The organism is Pseudomonas sp. MF6755 (genome assembly GCF_016405635.1).
Lineage (GTDB): Bacteria > Pseudomonadota > Gammaproteobacteria > Pseudomonadales > Pseudomonadaceae > Aquipseudomonas > Aquipseudomonas haemolytica.
Genome location: NZ_JAEKDA010000011.1, coordinates 204,988 through 221,782, shown reverse-complemented (window position 1 = coordinate 221,782; position 16,795 = coordinate 204,988). Strand labels below are relative to the sequence as shown.

Annotated in this window: 15 protein-coding genes and 3 pseudogenes; 7 read left to right on the top strand and 11 right to left on the bottom strand. The window is 55.5% G+C overall.

The features are described 5' to 3' along the window. Together JFT66_RS16860 and JFT66_RS16855 are read right to left on the bottom strand one after the other, a co-directional pair. The gene (locus JFT66_RS16860) at positions 1-357 is read right to left on the bottom strand and encodes a helix-turn-helix domain-containing protein (RefSeq protein WP_198859676.1); all 357 of its coding nucleotides are present in this window, start codon (positions 355-357) and stop codon (positions 1-3) included. Continuing rightward, positions 354-626 carry a hypothetical protein gene (locus JFT66_RS16855; protein WP_233097112.1) on the bottom strand — a complete coding sequence of 91 codons (273 nt, stop codon included), beginning with the start codon at positions 624-626 and terminating at the stop codon, positions 354-356. The genes JFT66_RS16860 and JFT66_RS16855 overlap by 4 nt, the downstream gene beginning before the upstream one ends. A 651-nt stretch (positions 627-1,277) precedes the next feature. Here JFT66_RS16855 and JFT66_RS16850 point away from each other — a divergent pair. From JFT66_RS16850 to JFT66_RS16830, 5 genes are all read left to right on the top strand, one after another. Next, the gene (locus JFT66_RS16850) at positions 1,278-2,150 is read left to right on the top strand and encodes an OST-HTH/LOTUS domain-containing protein (protein WP_198859674.1); all 873 of its coding nucleotides are present in this window, start codon (positions 1,278-1,280) and stop codon (positions 2,148-2,150) included. A 27-nt stretch (positions 2,151-2,177) separates the two neighbouring features. Beyond that, on the top strand, positions 2,178-2,888 hold the full coding sequence (locus JFT66_RS16845; RefSeq protein ID WP_198859673.1) for a hypothetical protein: 711 nt from the start codon (positions 2,178-2,180) through the stop codon (positions 2,886-2,888). A gap of 98 nt (positions 2,889-2,986) precedes the next feature. Further along, positions 2,987-3,607 (top strand): DUF6037 family protein, encoded by a 621-nt coding sequence (locus tag JFT66_RS16840; RefSeq protein ID WP_198859672.1) that lies wholly within the window; start codon positions 2,987-2,989, stop codon positions 3,605-3,607. A 27-nt stretch (positions 3,608-3,634) separates the two neighbouring features. Further along, entirely contained in the window at positions 3,635-3,814 is a 180-nt protein-coding gene (locus tag JFT66_RS16835) for a hypothetical protein (RefSeq protein WP_198859671.1), read from the top strand. A gap of 175 nt (positions 3,815-3,989) precedes the next feature. Then, entirely contained in the window at positions 3,990-5,768 is a 1,779-nt protein-coding gene (locus tag JFT66_RS16830) for a hypothetical protein (RefSeq protein WP_198859670.1), read from the top strand. A 317-nt stretch (positions 5,769-6,085) separates the two neighbouring features. Here the strand turns inward: JFT66_RS16830 and JFT66_RS29810 are convergent. The 6 genes and pseudogenes from JFT66_RS29810 to JFT66_RS16805 form a co-directional block, all read right to left on the bottom strand. Then, positions 6,086-6,199: pseudogene (locus tag JFT66_RS29810) on the bottom strand (RraA family protein); the annotation flags it as partial. Between the two features lie 159 nt (positions 6,200-6,358). Next, on the bottom strand, positions 6,359-7,294 hold the full coding sequence (locus JFT66_RS16825; protein ID WP_233097111.1) for a hypothetical protein: 936 nt from the start codon (positions 7,292-7,294) through the stop codon (positions 6,359-6,361). Positions 7,295-7,821: 527 nt separating this feature from the next. Next, positions 7,822-8,940, bottom strand: a complete 1,119-nt coding sequence (locus tag JFT66_RS30245; protein WP_198859669.1) for a TniQ family protein — start codon at positions 8,938-8,940, stop codon at positions 7,822-7,824. Continuing rightward, positions 8,892-9,785, bottom strand: a complete 894-nt coding sequence (locus JFT66_RS16815; RefSeq protein WP_122281517.1) for a TniB family NTP-binding protein — start codon at positions 9,783-9,785, stop codon at positions 8,892-8,894. Before JFT66_RS16815 ends, JFT66_RS30245 begins: the two co-directional genes overlap by 49 nt. Next, positions 9,782-11,695 (bottom strand): Mu transposase C-terminal domain-containing protein, encoded by a 1,914-nt coding sequence (locus JFT66_RS16810; RefSeq protein WP_198859668.1) that lies wholly within the window; start codon positions 11,693-11,695, stop codon positions 9,782-9,784. The genes JFT66_RS16815 and JFT66_RS16810 overlap by 4 nt, the downstream gene beginning before the upstream one ends. Continuing rightward, on the bottom strand, positions 11,692-12,195 hold the full coding sequence (locus JFT66_RS16805; RefSeq protein WP_319804764.1) for a TnsA endonuclease N-terminal domain-containing protein: 504 nt from the start codon (positions 12,193-12,195) through the stop codon (positions 11,692-11,694). Before JFT66_RS16805 ends, JFT66_RS16810 begins: the two co-directional genes overlap by 4 nt. 281 nt (positions 12,196-12,476) lie before the next feature. Here JFT66_RS16805 and JFT66_RS16800 point away from each other — a divergent pair. Then, positions 12,477-13,130: pseudogene (locus JFT66_RS16800) on the top strand (ATP-binding protein); the annotation flags it as partial. Between the two features lie 6 nt (positions 13,131-13,136). Here the strand turns inward: JFT66_RS16800 and JFT66_RS16795 are convergent. Further along, entirely contained in the window at positions 13,137-13,712 is a 576-nt protein-coding gene (locus JFT66_RS16795) for a TetR/AcrR family transcriptional regulator (RefSeq protein WP_034116392.1), read from the bottom strand. A 112-nt stretch (positions 13,713-13,824) separates the two neighbouring features. Between JFT66_RS16795 and JFT66_RS16790 the strand changes: the two genes are divergently transcribed. Then, a complete protein-coding gene (locus tag JFT66_RS16790; protein WP_198859666.1) occupies positions 13,825-14,739 on the top strand; it encodes an ABC transporter six-transmembrane domain-containing protein in 915 nt (304 codons plus the stop codon). 3 nt (positions 14,740-14,742) lie between these two features. Here the strand turns inward: JFT66_RS16790 and JFT66_RS30240 are convergent, their stop codons facing one another. Together JFT66_RS30240 and JFT66_RS30235 are read right to left on the bottom strand one after the other, a co-directional pair. Further along, on the bottom strand, positions 14,743-15,465 hold the full coding sequence (locus JFT66_RS30240) for a methyl-accepting chemotaxis protein (protein WP_425338804.1): 723 nt from the start codon (positions 15,463-15,465) through the stop codon (positions 14,743-14,745). Positions 15,466-15,645: 180 nt separating this feature from the next. After that, a pseudogene (locus JFT66_RS30235) lies at positions 15,646-16,719 on the bottom strand (Cache 3/Cache 2 fusion domain-containing protein); the annotation flags it as partial. Positions 16,720-16,795: the final 76 nt, after the last annotated feature.

The window sequence follows — 16,795 nt, the reverse complement described above, 5'->3', positions numbered from 1 at the left end:
TTACTCCCCGCGCTTACGCACTGACTGCTTGAGAAACTCAGCAAATCGTGCAACTTCTTCCAAGTCTTTTTCAGACAAGCCTTTCACCGCGCGAGCCAAGAATGCAAGCTGCTCCGGCCCACTGGGAGCTGGTTCAACGCCCGATAAAAGGTACTCAAGTGTTCGACGGTAAAGCTTTGCAAGCTTCCCCAGCTCAGTTGCCTCGACCTTTCTGGCTCCTAGTTCGATGTTGGTGATCGATGGTCGAGACAGCCCCAAGACTGTTGCAACCTCCTCTTGCGAAAGCCCGACGTATTCGCGGGCCTGCCGCAGACGATCGCCTAAGTCATTGCCGTCAGAATGCGTCAGGTCAGTCATTTCGGTACCTCCTTGAGATACCGAATGACCTTGTCAGTGATGTCACTGACGAACTGATCCTTCGAGTTGTACCCCCCGTGGCGAATAATCAATTCTACGGGCAGCTTGCACTGGACCAGCTTGTCGATACCGACAAACGCATCGACAGCCGAGATGGAATCCAAAGGAGCCCCCAGTTCATCAGTCGACAGAGGGTCGTCGATGATTTCCTGCGCTCGCCTATCCCAGAAGGCACTCAGCAGCTTTTCGATCTGCGTCTTAATATCCATCATGCCCCACTAGTAAGAAAATCAAACAATAGACGTAAGAAAAGGATACGTCAAAAAAGCGCAGTTACGATGAATAAAACGTCGGCATGAAACCGATAGTAACATTGGATCCGAAGCAAAAATCAATTTGCCACTACCTGGGCGGCCCGCTTGTTGTTCGCAACGCAGGCAGCAACCTTGATGACCTGTGGTCAGCACCTAGCCCGGCATGTGATTGCGATAAAGAGGCCAGCATTTGGAAAGTCAGCGAGACGTCGCTCCCGAAAGATCTGGATTGCGGCACATCCGGGTACTAGAATCGCTTGACTCTTCCCGTTCACTGCCCCGCTTACCAGTAACCACCTTGAGCGGCATGTGTTGACTAAATGTTGACTTTCTGGCGATACATGCTGATACTTTGCTGGCTGATGACCCACTGCCGCCGATCTTTTGATGATCGGAGTAGGTTTAAAATCGACCTGGCGGTGGGACCTGATAGCTGAAGATTACTAGGATCTCGACAGCGAGTCGCATGCAGGCGACTGACTCACGCTACGTCAAGATGACTGCCTCATTTGCGCCCTAGTATTTCTGACCCCTGCAAAAAGCAACTACAGATATCACCCCTTAGGCACGTGCCTAAGGGGTCTATTTTGCTTATGGGGATCAGCTATGGAAAAGTCAGCCTACTTCGACGAAGTTGTTCGCATCGCCTCTAGTACCATCCCCCCTGGAACCCCCTACGTGACGGCCGCCGCGCTTGGAATGCACCTGCGCAAAGCTCACCCCTCAGTAGACTGGAAAACCTTCGGTTTCAAGAGCATGTCGGGGCTGCTGACTGATCCCTACCTTAGCTCCAAACTTCAGATTGTGAAGACAGAGAAAGATGCCTTAGCCGTCACTGTCATCTCCAATAATTCTCAGATCCCGACTCCCCATGTCGAGACCTACAATCCGCTACGCAAAGCTGTCTGGGAAGCGTTCACGCTCCCATCACCTCCTGGGCGCCGCTTCTTCAACCGTCTAACGGGCGCCATCAGAATCGGCCTCGATGCTGCTCCGACGCCGGCAGATGACTGGGTCGAAATGGAGAAGATCGGTTTACTCGAACAAAAAAGGTGGGCCGAGTGTTTTATCGAGGAGCAGCTCAAAGATTGTTCTTGTGCGGATGACGCGAGGAAGCTGGTCTCTCTGCCCACATGGCACCCGCATCAGTTTGGGCTGGAACTGGAAAGTCTCAGCGAAGGGCTGATGCGCCACTGGAACCTGTACAGGTCAGCTCGGGTGTCTGCCTTCGCCAAGAAATGGCTCGCCGATAAAAATCTTCCAATTCACTGGGCGTTTCAAACCAAATCTGAAATCCCAGAACCGGTACAGCCTGAAGTGGTAACAATTGCTGCGCAGCATTGTCTTCAGCACTCCCCGGAAGAAACCAAGCGTGTGATCCTCGCAGCACTCAGCCAGATGCCTGTTGAGCAACTGCTCGAAATCCCTATCCCCTCTCGCCTGATCCTTTCTGCCCTGTCCTCTGCAAAACCGCGCTAACGGAGGAGCGAAGCAGGAGGACATACGATGACTTCACTGTACATAGGATTCCCAAAGAACTGCTTTCTCGACGGTAGCAACGATATCGGTGCCACAGTCGCGCGCCTGGGCAATGCTTTCCCCGCCGTCACAATCAAGCATGTCGTCTACGACGACAGTTACTCTCTGAACATTCTCAATTTCAGTTCGATGGTTGGCCAGAAACCCGGGCCTGTGCTGCTGTTGCAGCCCATAAAAGCCACAGTGCTCGATCGTATTCGTGTTCGCTTGGCTGTAACTGTCCCCGTGGCAGCACCTACCATAGCAAGCGAAGCCGAGTTGCACGAAGCCGTGACCTCGGTTATCGACCATTTTACAAACGGCGAGCCGCTGGTAGCCGTGGACATCATCGTCGCGCTGCTCGTCATGGCAAAGCTTGAGGCAAATCACATGTGGGCCGGCAATGCCAAGGGTTACATGTGGGCAGCCGACATACCCAAAGGCCGGGGCGTCGACGAGATGTACAAAGATCGTACACCTCACGTGCTCAACCTTCTGTACCAGCACCATCTGTTGGTCAAAAAGCCAAGCCAGGGTAAGGCCAAATACGCTCTTAACGTTCAATGCAGGACGGAAATCTATGAGGTCCTCAGGGACAGAAAGCTACCCCGAGAGGTAGAGCGCTTGCTGCAGCGCCATCCGACATTGGAATCAGTTAGAAGCCTAGACGTGCTTCCCGACTATGAGGTTGCGCGATGAATCCGTTTGTTACCGTTGATGCCCGGTCTCGCCAAGTTGCGGACAGAGCTCAGCGCATTACCAGGACGTCTTAAGTCTGCAATTGAGAGGGTACGCCGTTGAAGATGACGAACATAGAACTGTTGCACCGGAGCATGCTCTGTCAGCTGGATCAGTACGGAGAAGCGATCGAACACCAGAGTTTTCGCAGCCAACATGGTGCAGTGGAGTTCGAGTGCATCTTTTCCACCAGCCAACAAACCTACATGCTCTCGATGGCCAGCAGAGGTACGGAGCAACAGCCGATTGCCGAGTTTTTCTTGTTCAAAGTCAGCAGAAGCTACGAAATCTCGAGTTTTTTCGAAAACGATGACTACAGGCGGCTCGCAGCATTGCTGAGAACGCGCAACGGCGGCACCTTTCGTGCTCTGAATCCGAACGATTTTCTGGCGCAACTGAACATCAACACCCCCACCGTGGCGAATCATGCCGCAACGCCGGATCTAACGACCAGGCTGGGAAACAGGCCCGACATTACTGAAGAGCAGGATAAGCCCTACTTCAGTCATTGGAGACGACCAAATCGACGAGACAATGGGACTCCAGGGCAGGTGTCACAGGAAAATCGACGAAAGACCGCAATGATAAGCGCAGCCGCTCTCGCCTACAGCGACCGGATCGGTAAATCCTCTTGCTGGAGCCCGATCCCGACCAACGTAAATTGGCGAGAACAGGGTTGACTCCAAAAAGCATCGTGAGAGCGAGGAATGAGCGGCAAACCTGTCACGTCGGCTTGGGAATCAGATCAGGGCGTAGACGCAACGTTCCCCATTTCCATCCAGCGACCGGAACGGCAACAGCAAGAGGAGTTGCTGGCCATCAATGCCATGGATGCGCACCGGAAGTTGCAAGATCGCACGATGGCGAACGCAACAACCTTTATCTAATCGGCTGCGCATTCGCCAACGACACTGAGTTGCTGGCACCTATCCCGTGCTGGCGGATATCTCTGTCTATTGCGGTAAAGACGGTGATGATAGACAACATAATGTTTGGCTTGGCCGAACAGCCTTTGATCCCTGAAGACCGGAGTAAGTTTTGTCTCAACGTTTAAGGCGGATCATGCCTCGCGACAATTTATGTACCACTAATGACGGCGACGCAATCCTACATGTTCACGGTACGGTGGTCGTGTGGTGGTATGAACGCATTCAGCGCAACCCAGATGCTCAGACCATACCCATGGTAGTTGTAATATTCCGGTTTCTGGATAAGGACGATCGACCGGCCGGAGTGACTCAGGTTTCAATCGGTGTAAGTCGGATGGGGAGCTTTCGCATCGGCACGATCTGGAAAGACGGCAAGTGCATCGCTGAAACCTATTTCGGTAAGACACAAGAATTTTCGGTCGATTTCACGGAGGGCGCATGGTCACACCTGAGCGTCACGGGAAGACATAACTTTCCGTATTTCAAGAAGGATTATGAGCTCCGTAACTTAAAAACCGATAGCGTAGTCTGCGATCTGCTCAATTTTCCGTTACCAGATGAAAAAAACCTGCTTATTCCATGTATCGACTTTCTTTACCGATGCTATGGGACGACATCTGACATGGCCAGAATCCTCGTGACTTACGAGTGGTCAGATGTGCTTGAGAAGCTGTACGCGTCATTTGAGGAGGAAGACTCTGAGACATGGACGGTTAGTCCTCATCCGGATGTCGAGGATAGCGATGCTCTTCTCTTGGCAACTCTGCGATATAACGCGAAGGCTGAGCTTGCTGCCAAAAATCTGTACGCACAAATCGATAATGCGCTCGGACGCGGCATTCATGAAACAAGTCTAAAGGTCGCTCCATGGTTCGAGGGGCCGGCTAAAGTCCGGGCGCGCGGGCGCTGGATCAATAACGGCCGGACATTTCTGAGCTTGGAAGTTACTGGCATGAGCGAGCCGCTGCACCACTCATATAACATCCGCCGAGACAAACGGTTGAATAATGGTCCCGAGCCGACAGAGCCCGCGACACCTCTAACAAGAATAATCGTTGATATCCCGAAGCCTCAGGACCCTTTTCCCGTTACCGATAAAATTGAACCGGGGAGGAACGCGGGGTCCTGGGGCAAACCAGATCCGTCGTTTGCTAAACTCGGTCCCGCCTGCCCATTTACTCGTACATCCGTCGAACGCAGCTATTTGAAGAAAGAGACAGTGACTATACGAGTTGAACCTCCTTCTCTTTTTTCGACTGGGGATCCTCAAGGAGCACCTAACGGTGTCAGCCATATCGTCCATCACGCCAAACGCGTTATTGGCAACGGCGGCATTCTCGGAGAACTCTGGGCAGAGCTTCAGTATCTAAAAGACGTATACCCAAGCTTTACCAGCTTGGCGTGGTATTCAGAAGCGCAAGGTTTTATCCAAGACCCCGAATTCAGGCTCTACACTCTCGAATCATTCGACGAAGAAGACGATGTGGAAGATGGCGCGAGGAGGTGGCTGCGGTACATCGATAACGCTACTCGGCTGCGCGGCCTACTGCTCATCCAGGCGGTAATAGATGGGAAAACAATCTACCTTTTCGAGCTACAACGCAAAAAGAAACGCCAAGGCAAGGTGTTCAAAGACGAGCAAATCTCCGGATTGGCCATCAACGTTGATGATTCGGAACAGGCGCGAGAAGTAATCTCCAAGGTCTGCGACGAAATTCGGAATGCAATGGGCAATTTTGCCCGACTGGAAATTCTAGGTGTTTCACCCAACATTTTCCGCCACTACAGCCACAACAGAGCTTTCGCGGCAGGCCTCACCATACGCAAAGCCCTCGAGCCGTTCGGTATAAATCTGCCCTTTCTAAAGCGGGACAAAGGTTCGCATGCAGCCAAGCCAGTCCTGGATGACTGATTGCGTTGACCACCAATCATCTGCATCGGATTTGAGCGAACGCGATGACCATTTATCTGGGGGATCCAAAGCGTCAACGTATCTCCCACTCCTGCATTTGACGAGCGCGGGCTAGCAAGCTTGGCTATTCACCCTGGTGATTACATGGACGCACGATCACTGAGTGGCTCAATGCTTCGTTGATGAACACAAGCGTACCGCTGCAGTGCTGATGCATTGCTACCGACTGAAAATATCCGAATATATCCTGCTGACTATAAATTATAGTCAGCAGGATATATTCGGATATACACCAAAATCGATGCGCCCTCTGCCTGATCGAATGGAACGCAGGGCAGGTCGTCGTCATCACCGATCACAAGGTCGCCGGGCTCAATCACCATACCGCCTAAGGCGATGGACACCTTGATTTCGCCTAGGCAGTCCTTGTAAGAGCGATATAGATTGAGGTGTCGACGCCCTAGGCGTCGGAGCCGATTCAGCAGCGAGTATCTTTTTTCCCTTAGGTCCGTTCGAGCCGAACAGGGCCCTGCGCATTTCTTCTTCAGTCAGAATTGAGCCATTGCTCAAATCTGTTCATGGATTCATTGTCACTCAGCTTCAATTTTAGCAGGTGTCGGTTTGTGCTCAGGGCTAGGTACCCAGTAATCTTGCCGCTTCAGCGTCACGCTAAAACCTGACTGACCTCGGAATGACTGGGGACGGTAAATTACTGTTTTTTTGTTCACGCTTGCCACTCCGTGTAAGAGCATCAAAGCAGTCTTTATCCAGGTGCGTTCGAACGCTTCCCCTTCGCCTGCACTTTGGTACAACTCCAACAGCTCAGATTCCAACTTGTTCGTACGAGCACGAGCCTTGGCCAACCCATCAACTTCAGCCAACAGCCCAGAGCCATGAGTCCGGTTTAAATAACTGATGAACCCTTGGACGGCAGCGGCCTGCCCGGGCTTGTGGGTCAGATAGGCCGTCACTGATTTTTGAGTGGGCAATATGTCGAATGTCGAAGATGTGGAGGCGAGCACATCGGTGGCAGCTCTCAACGAAATGCGCACAGATCGGGTCGTCGTGCGCCCTTCGGCTTGCTTCGTCTGTAGAAAAGCCCTGTAGCCCAACAGGGCCTCGGCAGCTACTCCAGCGGGAACCGCCTCAATCATCCGATCGATCCGTCGTTTCTCGGAATGCTCCTCTCGCAATAATACATCAGGCTCTACGCCATACCGGACCTTTAGCCACAGCATGGGTGTCTGCATTCTGCGCAACCCGTCAGCGTCGAAGTGGTTGAGCAACGACACGTAGGGCGGTATACCCGCTTGGTGCGTTTCGAGAAAGCTGAAGAAGATGAGGTAGTTCTCAAGCTTCAGCGTGGCTTTATGCGGCCCCATTTCGCTTTTAAGCCAACGGCAAAAATCAACGAATTGCTGACGGGTGGAGGCACATTCGAAGCTTTCGACAAGTATCGCAGAACGTTGGTTGAAGCTTCGCTCCCAACTACAGTACTCGCATTCCGCCACCCGTCCAGCTGGCATGGGCTTTTCGCAGGTGTGGCACAGACTTTCGCCTACCTCAGTACAACGCTTGCAGCGACTGCGGCCATCCGGTCCTTCAATCAGAAACCTGTGACGTCTGCAATCTGGGCACGTGGCAGCACCCTCCCGGGCACATTTGGGACAACACCTAAGATCAGGGTCAACATTCAGCACACGCGTCAGACGAGTCGACAGCTCGCCACATTTCCCACAGGGTGCAGGGGCGGAGTAGTAATGAGCACAACTGCTGCACGCTGGGCCTTGTTTCGTCATCAACCCTACTGGCCTACCGACTTTTGCGCATCGAACGCAAGGCGCTGCAGATTCGCAACGCCGGCATATGGCGTTCTCGTCAAAGGTAGGTATTGGTAACCTGGCATGGTTGCCACAGGCCGGGCAGAGTCGGCGCTTAAATAGGCGCGCATAGCAGGTGCTACAGAATGGACGTCCTTTGTAAACACGATGCACTTTTTTCCCTATGCAAAGACATTCATTTCGAAGCCTTCGGACTAGGGGTGTTGCCTCTGTCATCGCTGAAACTTCCTGAGCAAACGGTTCCATCTCATTAAGACGCTTGAGGGGGAGCGAGGCGAACCTGAATGGAGATGACCACCCCGTCCGCGTTGCGAGACTTTTAGTACCGTTTCAAGCTCGGCTAGTGCAAAAGGCAGCCGGCCTGACCGCGGTATCAAAAGCGAACGCCTGATTCCTTCCTGGACGGCGGCGCTGATTAGCTTGTCTGGACCCGCCTGGATCATTTTCCATACGTTAGAAAGCAAGCTTGCGCGTTCACCGGGGGCGAGATATTCAAACGGTAACCCAGTGGGCGGGGGGTGCAGCGTTTCCACGCAGACGTCCAGTCTATCGAAAAAGCCCGAGATGCACGAACCATGGTTCCGTGCGGCGGACCGCAACACTCCGAGCATCCAGTGGGCGAGTTCAAACCACTCAACCAGATTCAGTCGAGAGTTGCCATATCGCAGCGTAAGCCCGTCGAAGAGCGAGTCGGTGGCAACTTGAAAAGACATTGCACTTGCAAGCGATGGCACCACAGGGGCCGAACACAGCTCAAAGGCGCACCGATGACAGCGCCCGATATTTTCTTGAGGGGGGCCGATCAGTTGTGGGCATAACGGGGCATGACAGCGATCGCAGCAATCCAACAGAGCTACTCGATGAACAGGACAGCTCGTATGCCACGCACATCGGTCCTGAATGCGGTAGTAAGGTTCATGCTGGGCAAAGCACAAGGGACAGTATTGCAATCCGCTGCATCTTCGACGGTTTCGAATGCCCAGGCAGAGAAGCCAGGTGGCGACACCACGTGGAAAGACCGTCTCGCCAGCGATGCACTGGTGCACGGCAGTCATCGTCGAAGCATTCAGCGCCTCTGAGGTCAGGCCTGATAGCCTACTTAGTGCAGCTAAATGCTCGGAGCTCAAACTTCGATCTGGGTCGATACACCAGATACGGTATCCAGGCCAAACGTGGTTGGTAAGAACAAGCGGTTCGCATCCGTGCTTGAGCGCGCACCTCACCAACCAAGATGAAATGATCTCGTCGTCGAGTAAAGGCGGTACGAATGGCCATACCGGTTTTACAGGGTACGTACACGCACGCCATCGGCACTGGTTGGGCGCATCCATGAGTTTTTCTCGAGGAGCGAGCGGTCGATTAGCTCAGAGCCAGTTCGGATGGCCTCTTTTGCGCACTCGCGGAGCAAGTATTCAATGTTCCCGGTGTTTCCCCCCGAAATGCGATGGATCACGGGGGTGAGCTCAGGACTGAACAACCTGGATGGTTTTTTAAGCGGAAGCACCGACTCAAAGGATTTGAGGAACCGCTGCAAATCCGCATTGACGGTCCACTCGGGCAGCGCGACGACTTCAAAACGACTGGTGTATTGCGGATCGAGCATCAGCAATTGCAAAGCCGTTCGCGTACCGACCAATACCAGCGGGATGTGCAAGGTATTCGAGAGCATCTTGATCTCATTCATCACATCCATCGCCTTTCGAGGAGTGCCGTTGTTCGCGGTATGGATCTCATCGATGATTAGCATGCGTGTCCGGGCTTTACGCATCAGATGCAAGGCTTGGTCTCGGAGCTTGGAAAGCACTGCAGCCGGGTTGTGAGGCGCCCAGAACTCGCGAAGGATAGCGCTGTAGAGTTCTCGCTCGTCAGGCTTATGAATTTCTATGTAGATGACAGGACGAACACTGACTGCATCGTCGCTGACATAGGGCGTGCCGGTAGTGTTCTTGAACCGCGTGACCACCGACGTCTTGCCAGAGTTGGACTGGCCGACCACTAACAAGTTAGGCATCCTTGTTCGATCAGGTACTCGCAGCAGACCATCGAGAATCGCCCTGAGCTTGGTTGCCGCCTGGTACTCGATCCAGCGAGACTCTTCCAGAAAATCGAGACGCTCAAGATCTGTCTTAAGCATGACCTCTTTGAACTGTAGGGCGATGTGCGCGTAGTCGGTCACCAGACATCTCCAAACGTTTCAACATCATCGATCGATAGCAATCCCGGAACAACCACAGGTATCGGTGGGGCCACTGGCACCTCCGGCTTAGGTTTAGCGGGCGTGCTTTGCTTGGCATTGTTGGTACGCTTCTGAGTGCTCTTGCGTGCCTGCTTCGTTCGAGCTGCCGCTTCGAGTTCTTGCTGACGGTTTTCCTCGATCAGACGCTCGATGAGTTCATGGTCCACAGCGTTCCGCCCCATCTGCTTCGCTTTTTTCTTCGCAGAGACATACTCACTCACCGTGACGCCGGCGTAGCGACCACGTAGGATCGGGATCTCGAAATACTCTCGCAGGCCAGGGTCATAGAACCAAATGCGGTTGATGTCCCGCGGATCACGACGAAACAGGAACTTGCGAGGAGTCTTGGTCACTGGATCAAGTGCCCCAACATAAGGGCGTAGGGCTTCTGCGTAGTACATCGCGTCCATTTCGACGCCATCTGGGCGGATCGTGCGACGAGCCGATGGCAGAAATTCAAGCTGGAAAGCCCAAGGGTCTGCAATGCGAGGCGGGAGCGGCAGCAAAGCATCGTTCTCCTTATCGCCGAAAAATGCGGTGTTCCATTTGTGAGTCGGCGAGCAGTCAATTTCCTCGTGATATTTGTTGTTGTAGATAATGATGTTTTTGACCAGCCGCTCCTCATACTCGGCAAAGGTATAGGTCGACTTCTCGTCCGAATCATATTCACTGCGTTCAACGGGGTTGCTGAACGTTGCGCCTTTGTCCTTCTTGGCTATACCCGCAAAAGTACCCATTAACCGCTCGATATGCCCGCCCCAATGCGGTTTCTTCTTAGGTCTGAATTCACGTTTGATCTCGTGAAGAATGCACGACTGGACGAGGCTGTGGGTACGGAAGTCCGCACCGTTATCACTGTGCAGTGTGCCCATCTTGCCCCAAACGGGCCACGTGGCATCCACGTTGTGATGCGCGAGCCACCGCTCTTTGGGCAAGATGGAGTGAACGAGACACATTGCAACTGACACCGCCGAGGGCGCATCCATCGAGAAGAAATACCCGGTGACCATCCGCGTGTACACGCAAATGGCAAGAGTTAGCCACGGGCGTCCAATCGGGCGACGATGTACGTCGTCGACGAGTATCACATCCATTGGCGTGTGATCGATCTGAACGATTTGCAGCGGATATTCGGTATGTAAGCCACCTGGACGCGGATCATATTTGTTCCCCGCCAGCTCCTTATCGCCGCGCTTGCGCAGCCGGATATGAATAGGGATTTTGTTGATTCTGGCTTGAACCGTCGTGATATTGGGTGGCTGCAGTCTCAACGCCTTGCAGCGCTTGCGGATCACCTCGTTCGTCGCCTTGACGTTCGGTTTCTGATCGGTGAGGTAGAAATCCTTAAGCGCTTCTCCGATGACAGCTTCAACCGCGTCGGAAATCCGGGGCCGCCCTTTACTCCATCCACGTTTAATGGGAACAAGAGCGATGACTTCTCCTTGTTCTTTATAGCGGCGCAACCAACGATAGATCGTGACCGGATCAACCCCCGCAGCCTTTGCACGCTGTTCGACCACGCTGCGTGACTGACCTTCTATACCCAGCAGAGGGGAGATGACGGAGTAGCGCTGCTGTGCAACGGCCCACTCTTCTGCGCCCAGCTCTTCGAGATCGTAGTCTGCGTATGCGCCTCTGATTTTGCTGCCTAGGAATGGTTTGAGTTCCGCAATCGGCATCACGGAGGCTCGCCCACTTTCCACATTGATTCCAAGCACAGACTCAAAATCGAGCACCTGGGTTATTCGAAAGGTCTCCTTTTGATGGCAGACCAATCCCCCTGGCAAGACGTTTACCGTCGAGCGGTCAAGTTTGGTGCCGCGAGGCACATCGATGGGCTGTTGGCTCATTGCGGCACCATGACTTCAAGTGAATCGCCCAAAAGTGCCGAGATGTCACAGTCGAGGCGTCGAATGGCGATCAAATGGAAAATATGGGATTTCCCTAACGCCTCCGCACCATTGAAATGAAGCGCCACAAGGTACTGCACCGTGGTGATTCCCATGAACGAGACAGTTCGGATGATCGCGTCCAAGTCTACCTCTTCGTAGTCAGCCCTCTTGAAGCGCTCCAGATATTGAATGTTTCTCAGAGACTGTCCTCGGATCCGCGACTCATCGTAGATATGAAAACTCCATTCTTGCTGCTTGGCATAACGCAGCGCTGCCTTCCACTTCGGAAGCGAATCGCGCCACGATTTACGCCAGTTCTCCTCAGGTTTGACCTCCACAAGCATCGGGCTCTGCCGAGTGTGTGAATGAAACCGAACGAGGAAGTCCGGGGTGTATGTGTAGGAACGGCCATTGCGCGCAACAAAATTCAGCTGAATAGGTTGGGCGACGGCAGACATGACATCCCTCCTGAAATCCATGCGAATTAGAAAATCACGTTCGAGGCCGGACTCAAACGCAACGCCTTCTCCGCGGAAAGCAAACACTCCAGAGAGGCTGCGCGTCGTAGATTTCACGCGTCGGGCAATAGAGAACGGGTGCTGGTTGCAGCTATTGCTATCCATAACAAACCTAGTTGCACGTATTGGTGGATTTCAGTTGCATCAATTGAAGGGGTAATCATACGGTAGAATGCGACCTGCGCCCGAAATGCGTTGCATCAATTTCCAAATGTCACAGCGGCTCAAAACCGCAACCGGGTGAAATCACCCTGGCCCACCACGGGGTGCTGTTCCTGGATGAACTGCCGGAGTTTGATCGCAAGGTACTGGAAGTGCTGCGCGAACCATTGGAGTCGGGGTATATCGTGATCTCCCGCGCCCGCGACCGGGTGAGTTTCCCGGCGCGCTTTCAACTGGTCGCGGCGATGAACCCCTGCCCTTGTGGCTATATGGGTGAACCCAGTGGGCGTTGCCGGTGCACGCCGGAGCAGATCCAGCGCTATCGCAACAAGCTGTCCGGGCCGTTGCTGGACCGGATCGACCTGCACCTGACGGTGGCGCGGGAGACCACTGCACTGAACCCCTCCCAACAGGCCGGCGAAACCACCGCGCAAGCGTCCGCCCAGGTCGCGCAAGCCCGTGAGCGCCAGCAACAGCGCCAAGGGTGTGCCAATGCGTTTCTCGATCTGCCGCGGCTGCGTGAACACTGCCATTTGGCGAAAGCCGATGAAAGCTGGCTGGAAGGCGCGTGTGAACGGCTGACGCTATCCCTGCGCGCAGCCCATCGGTTGCTCAAGGTCGCGCGTACCCTGGCGGACCTTGAGCAAGTGGAAGACATCGCTCGCCATCATTTGGCGGAGGCCCTGCAGTACCGACCGGCAGCAGTTGGCTAGCAGCGCTCAGGAAAAATCCAGCAGCAGCCTCGCCACTTCCAGCACCTCATCCAACACTGCTTTGGCCGACTCGGCGGAAGGATTGAGCATCAGGTCATCGGCGTAGCCCATCGCCAGGGCGAAGATCTGCCGTGCAGCGCGCTGGGGCGACTCGCAGCGAAACACACCGGCAGCAACGCCCCGCTCGATCACCTCGGCAAGCATGCCTTGCCATTGGGCGTTGATCACCAGGTAAGCCTGGGCCATTTGCGCGTCGTGCATAGCCTCGTCCCAGGCGTCCAGCCAGAGAGCCCAGCCTGCATCGGCGGTGCTCGGCAGGCAGTCGCTCAAGAACCCCACGAGAGCCTCCTGCGGTGGCGCATCGGCCAAGGGCTCGCGCACTTCATCCAATTGCTCATTGGCAAAGCGCACAAAGGCTTCGCGGCGCAGTTCATTCCAGTCGCTGAAGTAGTGATAGACATGGCTGCGCGACAGCCCTGCATGTTCGGCCAGGTCACGGGTGGAAACATCGGCAAACCCCTTGCTGCGAAACAGTTCGAGGGCGGCGGCGATGATCTGGTCTTTACGGTCGATACGCGACATGGGCAATTCCTTCGAGCGCGGGTAGATAAGCGGCGCTTGCTTATTGAGCGATCGCTCAAGGATACTTGAGCAGTCGCTCAATAATAGCGTCTATCACTCCTTTGGTGCACCCATGACATCCGTCACCCCACAAATTCTGATCGAAGAAAGCAAGAGAATCGGCCAGCAGTCCGCCAGCCAAACGCTCAAGGCCATTGCCAAAGCCTATCCCGGCAAGCTGTTCTGCACGCTGTCGCTGGTGGCGCTGGAAAACGCACTATTGCTGGCTTACCCACTGTTTGCCGGGTTCGCGGTGGATTCGATTATCCGCGGCGATGCCACTAGCGCGTTGTTCTACGCCGCCGTGGTCATGGCATTCTGGGTGGTCGGGGCTGCGCGGCGGGCGCTGGACACGCGCACGTTCACACGCATCTACGCTGACCTCGCGGTGCCGGTCATTCTCAACCAGCGCCAACAGAACCACAGCACCTCGAAATCGGCGGCGCGGGTGGTGCTTGCACGGGAGTTCGTCGACTTCTTTGAAAAGCACGTGCCGATTATCGCCACAGCGTTGGTGTCGATCGTGGGCGCGGCAGTGATGTTGATCGTGATTGAACCGTGGGTAGGCATGGCGTGCCTGGCCGCGCTGCTGCTGTGCATCACCTTGTTGCCACGTTTTGCCCAGCGCAACCAGGAACTACACGAGCGCCTGAATAACCGCCTGGAGAAAGAAATCGGCCTGGTCGAAAAGGTCGGCGCGCCGACCCTGCGACGCCACTACCAGGTGCTGTCTCGCCTGCGCATCTGGCTTTCAGACCGCGAGGCCGCGGCGTACCTGTTTCTCGGCGCGCTGGCCGCCTTGCTGTTTGTGGTTGCGATCAGCCAATTGGCCTTGTCCCCAGCGGTCAAGGCCGGCCACATCTACGCGGTCATGACTTACCTGTGGACCTTCGTCACCAGCATGGACGAAGCGCCAGGAATGGTAGACCAACTGGCGCGGCTCAAGGACATTGGCAAGCGTGTGGACCCTGGGTTGGGAGACCACTAAGCCTCAACGAAAGCGGTCCACCTCATGGCGTAAGCCAGCCGCCAAGGTCTCCAGTTCCTTGGCGGTAACCGCCAGGTTCGACACCACTTCGCGCTGCTCACTGTTGGCCAGCGCAATGCTCTGCAAGTTGCTGCTGAGCAAGGTCGCGGTGCTGCTCTGCTCTTGGGTGGCGGTGGTGATCGCAGCAAACTGCTGGCCGGCCGAGCGGCTTTGCTCGTCGATACGCGCCAGGGCCGAGGCCACGTCGGCGTTGCGCGACAGGCCTTCCTGCATCAGTACGTTGCCGTGTTCCATGGTGCTGATGGCGTTGCCGGTTTCTTGCTGGATGCTCTGGATCATCGCGGAAATTTCATCGGTGGCCTGGCGGGTGCGCGAGGCCAGGTTGCGCACTTCGTCGGCGACCACGGCGAAGCCCCGGCCTTGCTCACCGGCACGGGCGGCTTCGATGGCAGCGTTGAGCGCCAGCAGGTTGGTCTGTTCGGCGATGGAAGTAATCACACCGACGATCCCGCCGATTTCCTGGGATCGCTGGCCCAGGGTGTTGATCACCGCAGCGGTACTGTTCAGGGCGGTAGCGATATGTTCCAGGGACGCTGACGCCTCTTGCATCGAGGTACGGCCGATACGGGTCTGCTGGGCATTCTCTTGCGCCAGGCGCTCGGTATTGCCCATGTTGTCGGCGATGTTCAACGAGGTGGCGCTGAACTCTTCCACCGCGCCGGCCATGCTGGTGATCTCGCCGGACTGCTGCTCCATGCCTTCATACGCACCACCGGACAAACCCGACAACGCCTGGGCGCGGCTGTTGACCTGTTCGGCAGCACTGCGGATATGCGAAACCATGGTCGACAACGCTTCACCCATCTGGTTGAAGCTGCGCGCCAGTTGGCCGATCTCGTCATGGCTGGACACATTAAGGCGCGCACTCAAGTCGCCCGCTCCCAGGGCTTGGGCCTGGCGTACCAGGTCGCTCAAGGGCGCCAGCTTGCTGCGCAACAGCCACACCGTGGCACCCACTGCCAGCAACATCGCCAGCACACTGCCGATCACCAGGCGGATGCCGACGTCCCACGTCACTGCGCGAATTTCAGCCTTGGGCATGCTCGCCACAACCGCCCAGGGGCCGCCTTCGAACGGCACCGAGACGCTGTAGAAATCTTCGTGCTTGTCGCTCCAGAAACGGCCTGCTCCCGGTTTCTTCGCCAGGTCGAGCATCACCGCAATGGCCTCATCCGGCGCCTGCACCCCAGCCGGCGCCACCAGCCAGTGCTTCTGTTCATCCAGCAGCGCGAGGGAGCCAGTCTGGCCGATGCGGAAGCGCTTGAGGTTTTCAAACTGGGCGTTCTGGGCGTCGGTGTAATCGAAACCGATGAACAGCACGGCGATAACCTTGCCACTGCTGTCACGCACCGGGCTGTATTGGGTCATGTAGGAACGGTCGAACAACACCGCACGGCCAATGTAGGTCTGGCCACTGGCAACACGCTGGTAGGCCGCGCCCTGACGGTCAAGCACGGTGCCAATGGCGCGGTTACCGTCCTGCTTGGTCAGTGAAGTGCTGACGCGGATAAAGTCGTCGCCGCTGCGCACGAACACCGTGGCCACGCCACCGGACATCTGCTTGAACTCATCCACCTCTTCGAAGTTGTTGTTCAGTACCTCGTTGCCCAGGTAAAGGCTCGGGGTCTGCACGCCGGCCACGGCCACCGGCTGGTCCGCACGCACACTCAAGCCAGCACCGAAGCGCTTTTCAAACAGCCCGCTCAAACGCTGGGTACTTTCGCGCAAGGTGCTGTGGAAGGTATTGAGTTGATCGGCGAGCAAACGCGCCTCGCTGGCCAGGTGCTCCTCGCGGGTGTCGAGGTTGGCGGAGTCGAGGGAACGCAGGGCGAAGACGGTACTGCCGCTGATAACGACAGCCAGAATCACGGCGAGTGCGAGACCTAACTGGGAGGCAATCCGGGCACGAGGTTGAGGCATGACAGCTCCTGGCCGAGGCCAGGATCATCCTGATCTCTTAGCGCTGCTCGGCAAATTATCGAGTGGGAAGCGTTGG

Coding starts and splice junctions, on each gene's coding strand:
- JFT66_RS16860 (WP_198859676.1), bottom strand. CDS start 357: ATGACTGACCTGACGCATTCTGACGGCAATGACTTAGGCGATCGTCTG.
- JFT66_RS16855 (WP_233097112.1), bottom strand. CDS start 626: ATGGATATTAAGACGCAGATCGAAAAGCTGCTGAGTGCCTTCTGGGAT.
- JFT66_RS16850 (WP_198859674.1), top strand. CDS start 1,278: ATGGAAAAGTCAGCCTACTTCGACGAAGTTGTTCGCATCGCCTCTAGT.
- JFT66_RS16845 (WP_198859673.1), top strand. CDS start 2,178: ATGACTTCACTGTACATAGGATTCCCAAAGAACTGCTTTCTCGACGGT.
- JFT66_RS16835 (WP_198859671.1), top strand. CDS start 3,635: ATGAGCGGCAAACCTGTCACGTCGGCTTGGGAATCAGATCAGGGCGTA.
- JFT66_RS16830 (WP_198859670.1), top strand. CDS start 3,990: ATGCCTCGCGACAATTTATGTACCACTAATGACGGCGACGCAATCCTA.
- JFT66_RS16825 (WP_233097111.1), bottom strand. CDS start 7,294: ATGCCAGCTGGACGGGTGGCGGAATGCGAGTACTGTAGTTGGGAGCGA.
- JFT66_RS30245 (WP_198859669.1), bottom strand. CDS start 8,940: ATGGATGCGCCCAACCAGTGCCGATGGCGTGCGTGTACGTACCCTGTA.
- JFT66_RS16810 (WP_198859668.1), bottom strand. CDS start 11,695: ATGAGCCAACAGCCCATCGATGTGCCTCGCGGCACCAAACTTGACCGC.
- JFT66_RS16805 (WP_319804764.1), bottom strand. CDS start 12,195: ATGTCTGCCGTCGCCCAACCTATTCAGCTGAATTTTGTTGCGCGCAAT.
- JFT66_RS16795 (WP_034116392.1), bottom strand. CDS start 13,712: ATGTCGCGTATCGACCGTAAAGACCAGATCATCGCCGCCGCCCTCGAA.
- JFT66_RS16790 (WP_198859666.1), top strand. CDS start 13,825: ATGACATCCGTCACCCCACAAATTCTGATCGAAGAAAGCAAGAGAATC.
- JFT66_RS30240 (WP_425338804.1), bottom strand. CDS start 15,465: ATGGCCGGCGCGGTGGAAGAGTTCAGCGCCACCTCGTTGAACATCGCC.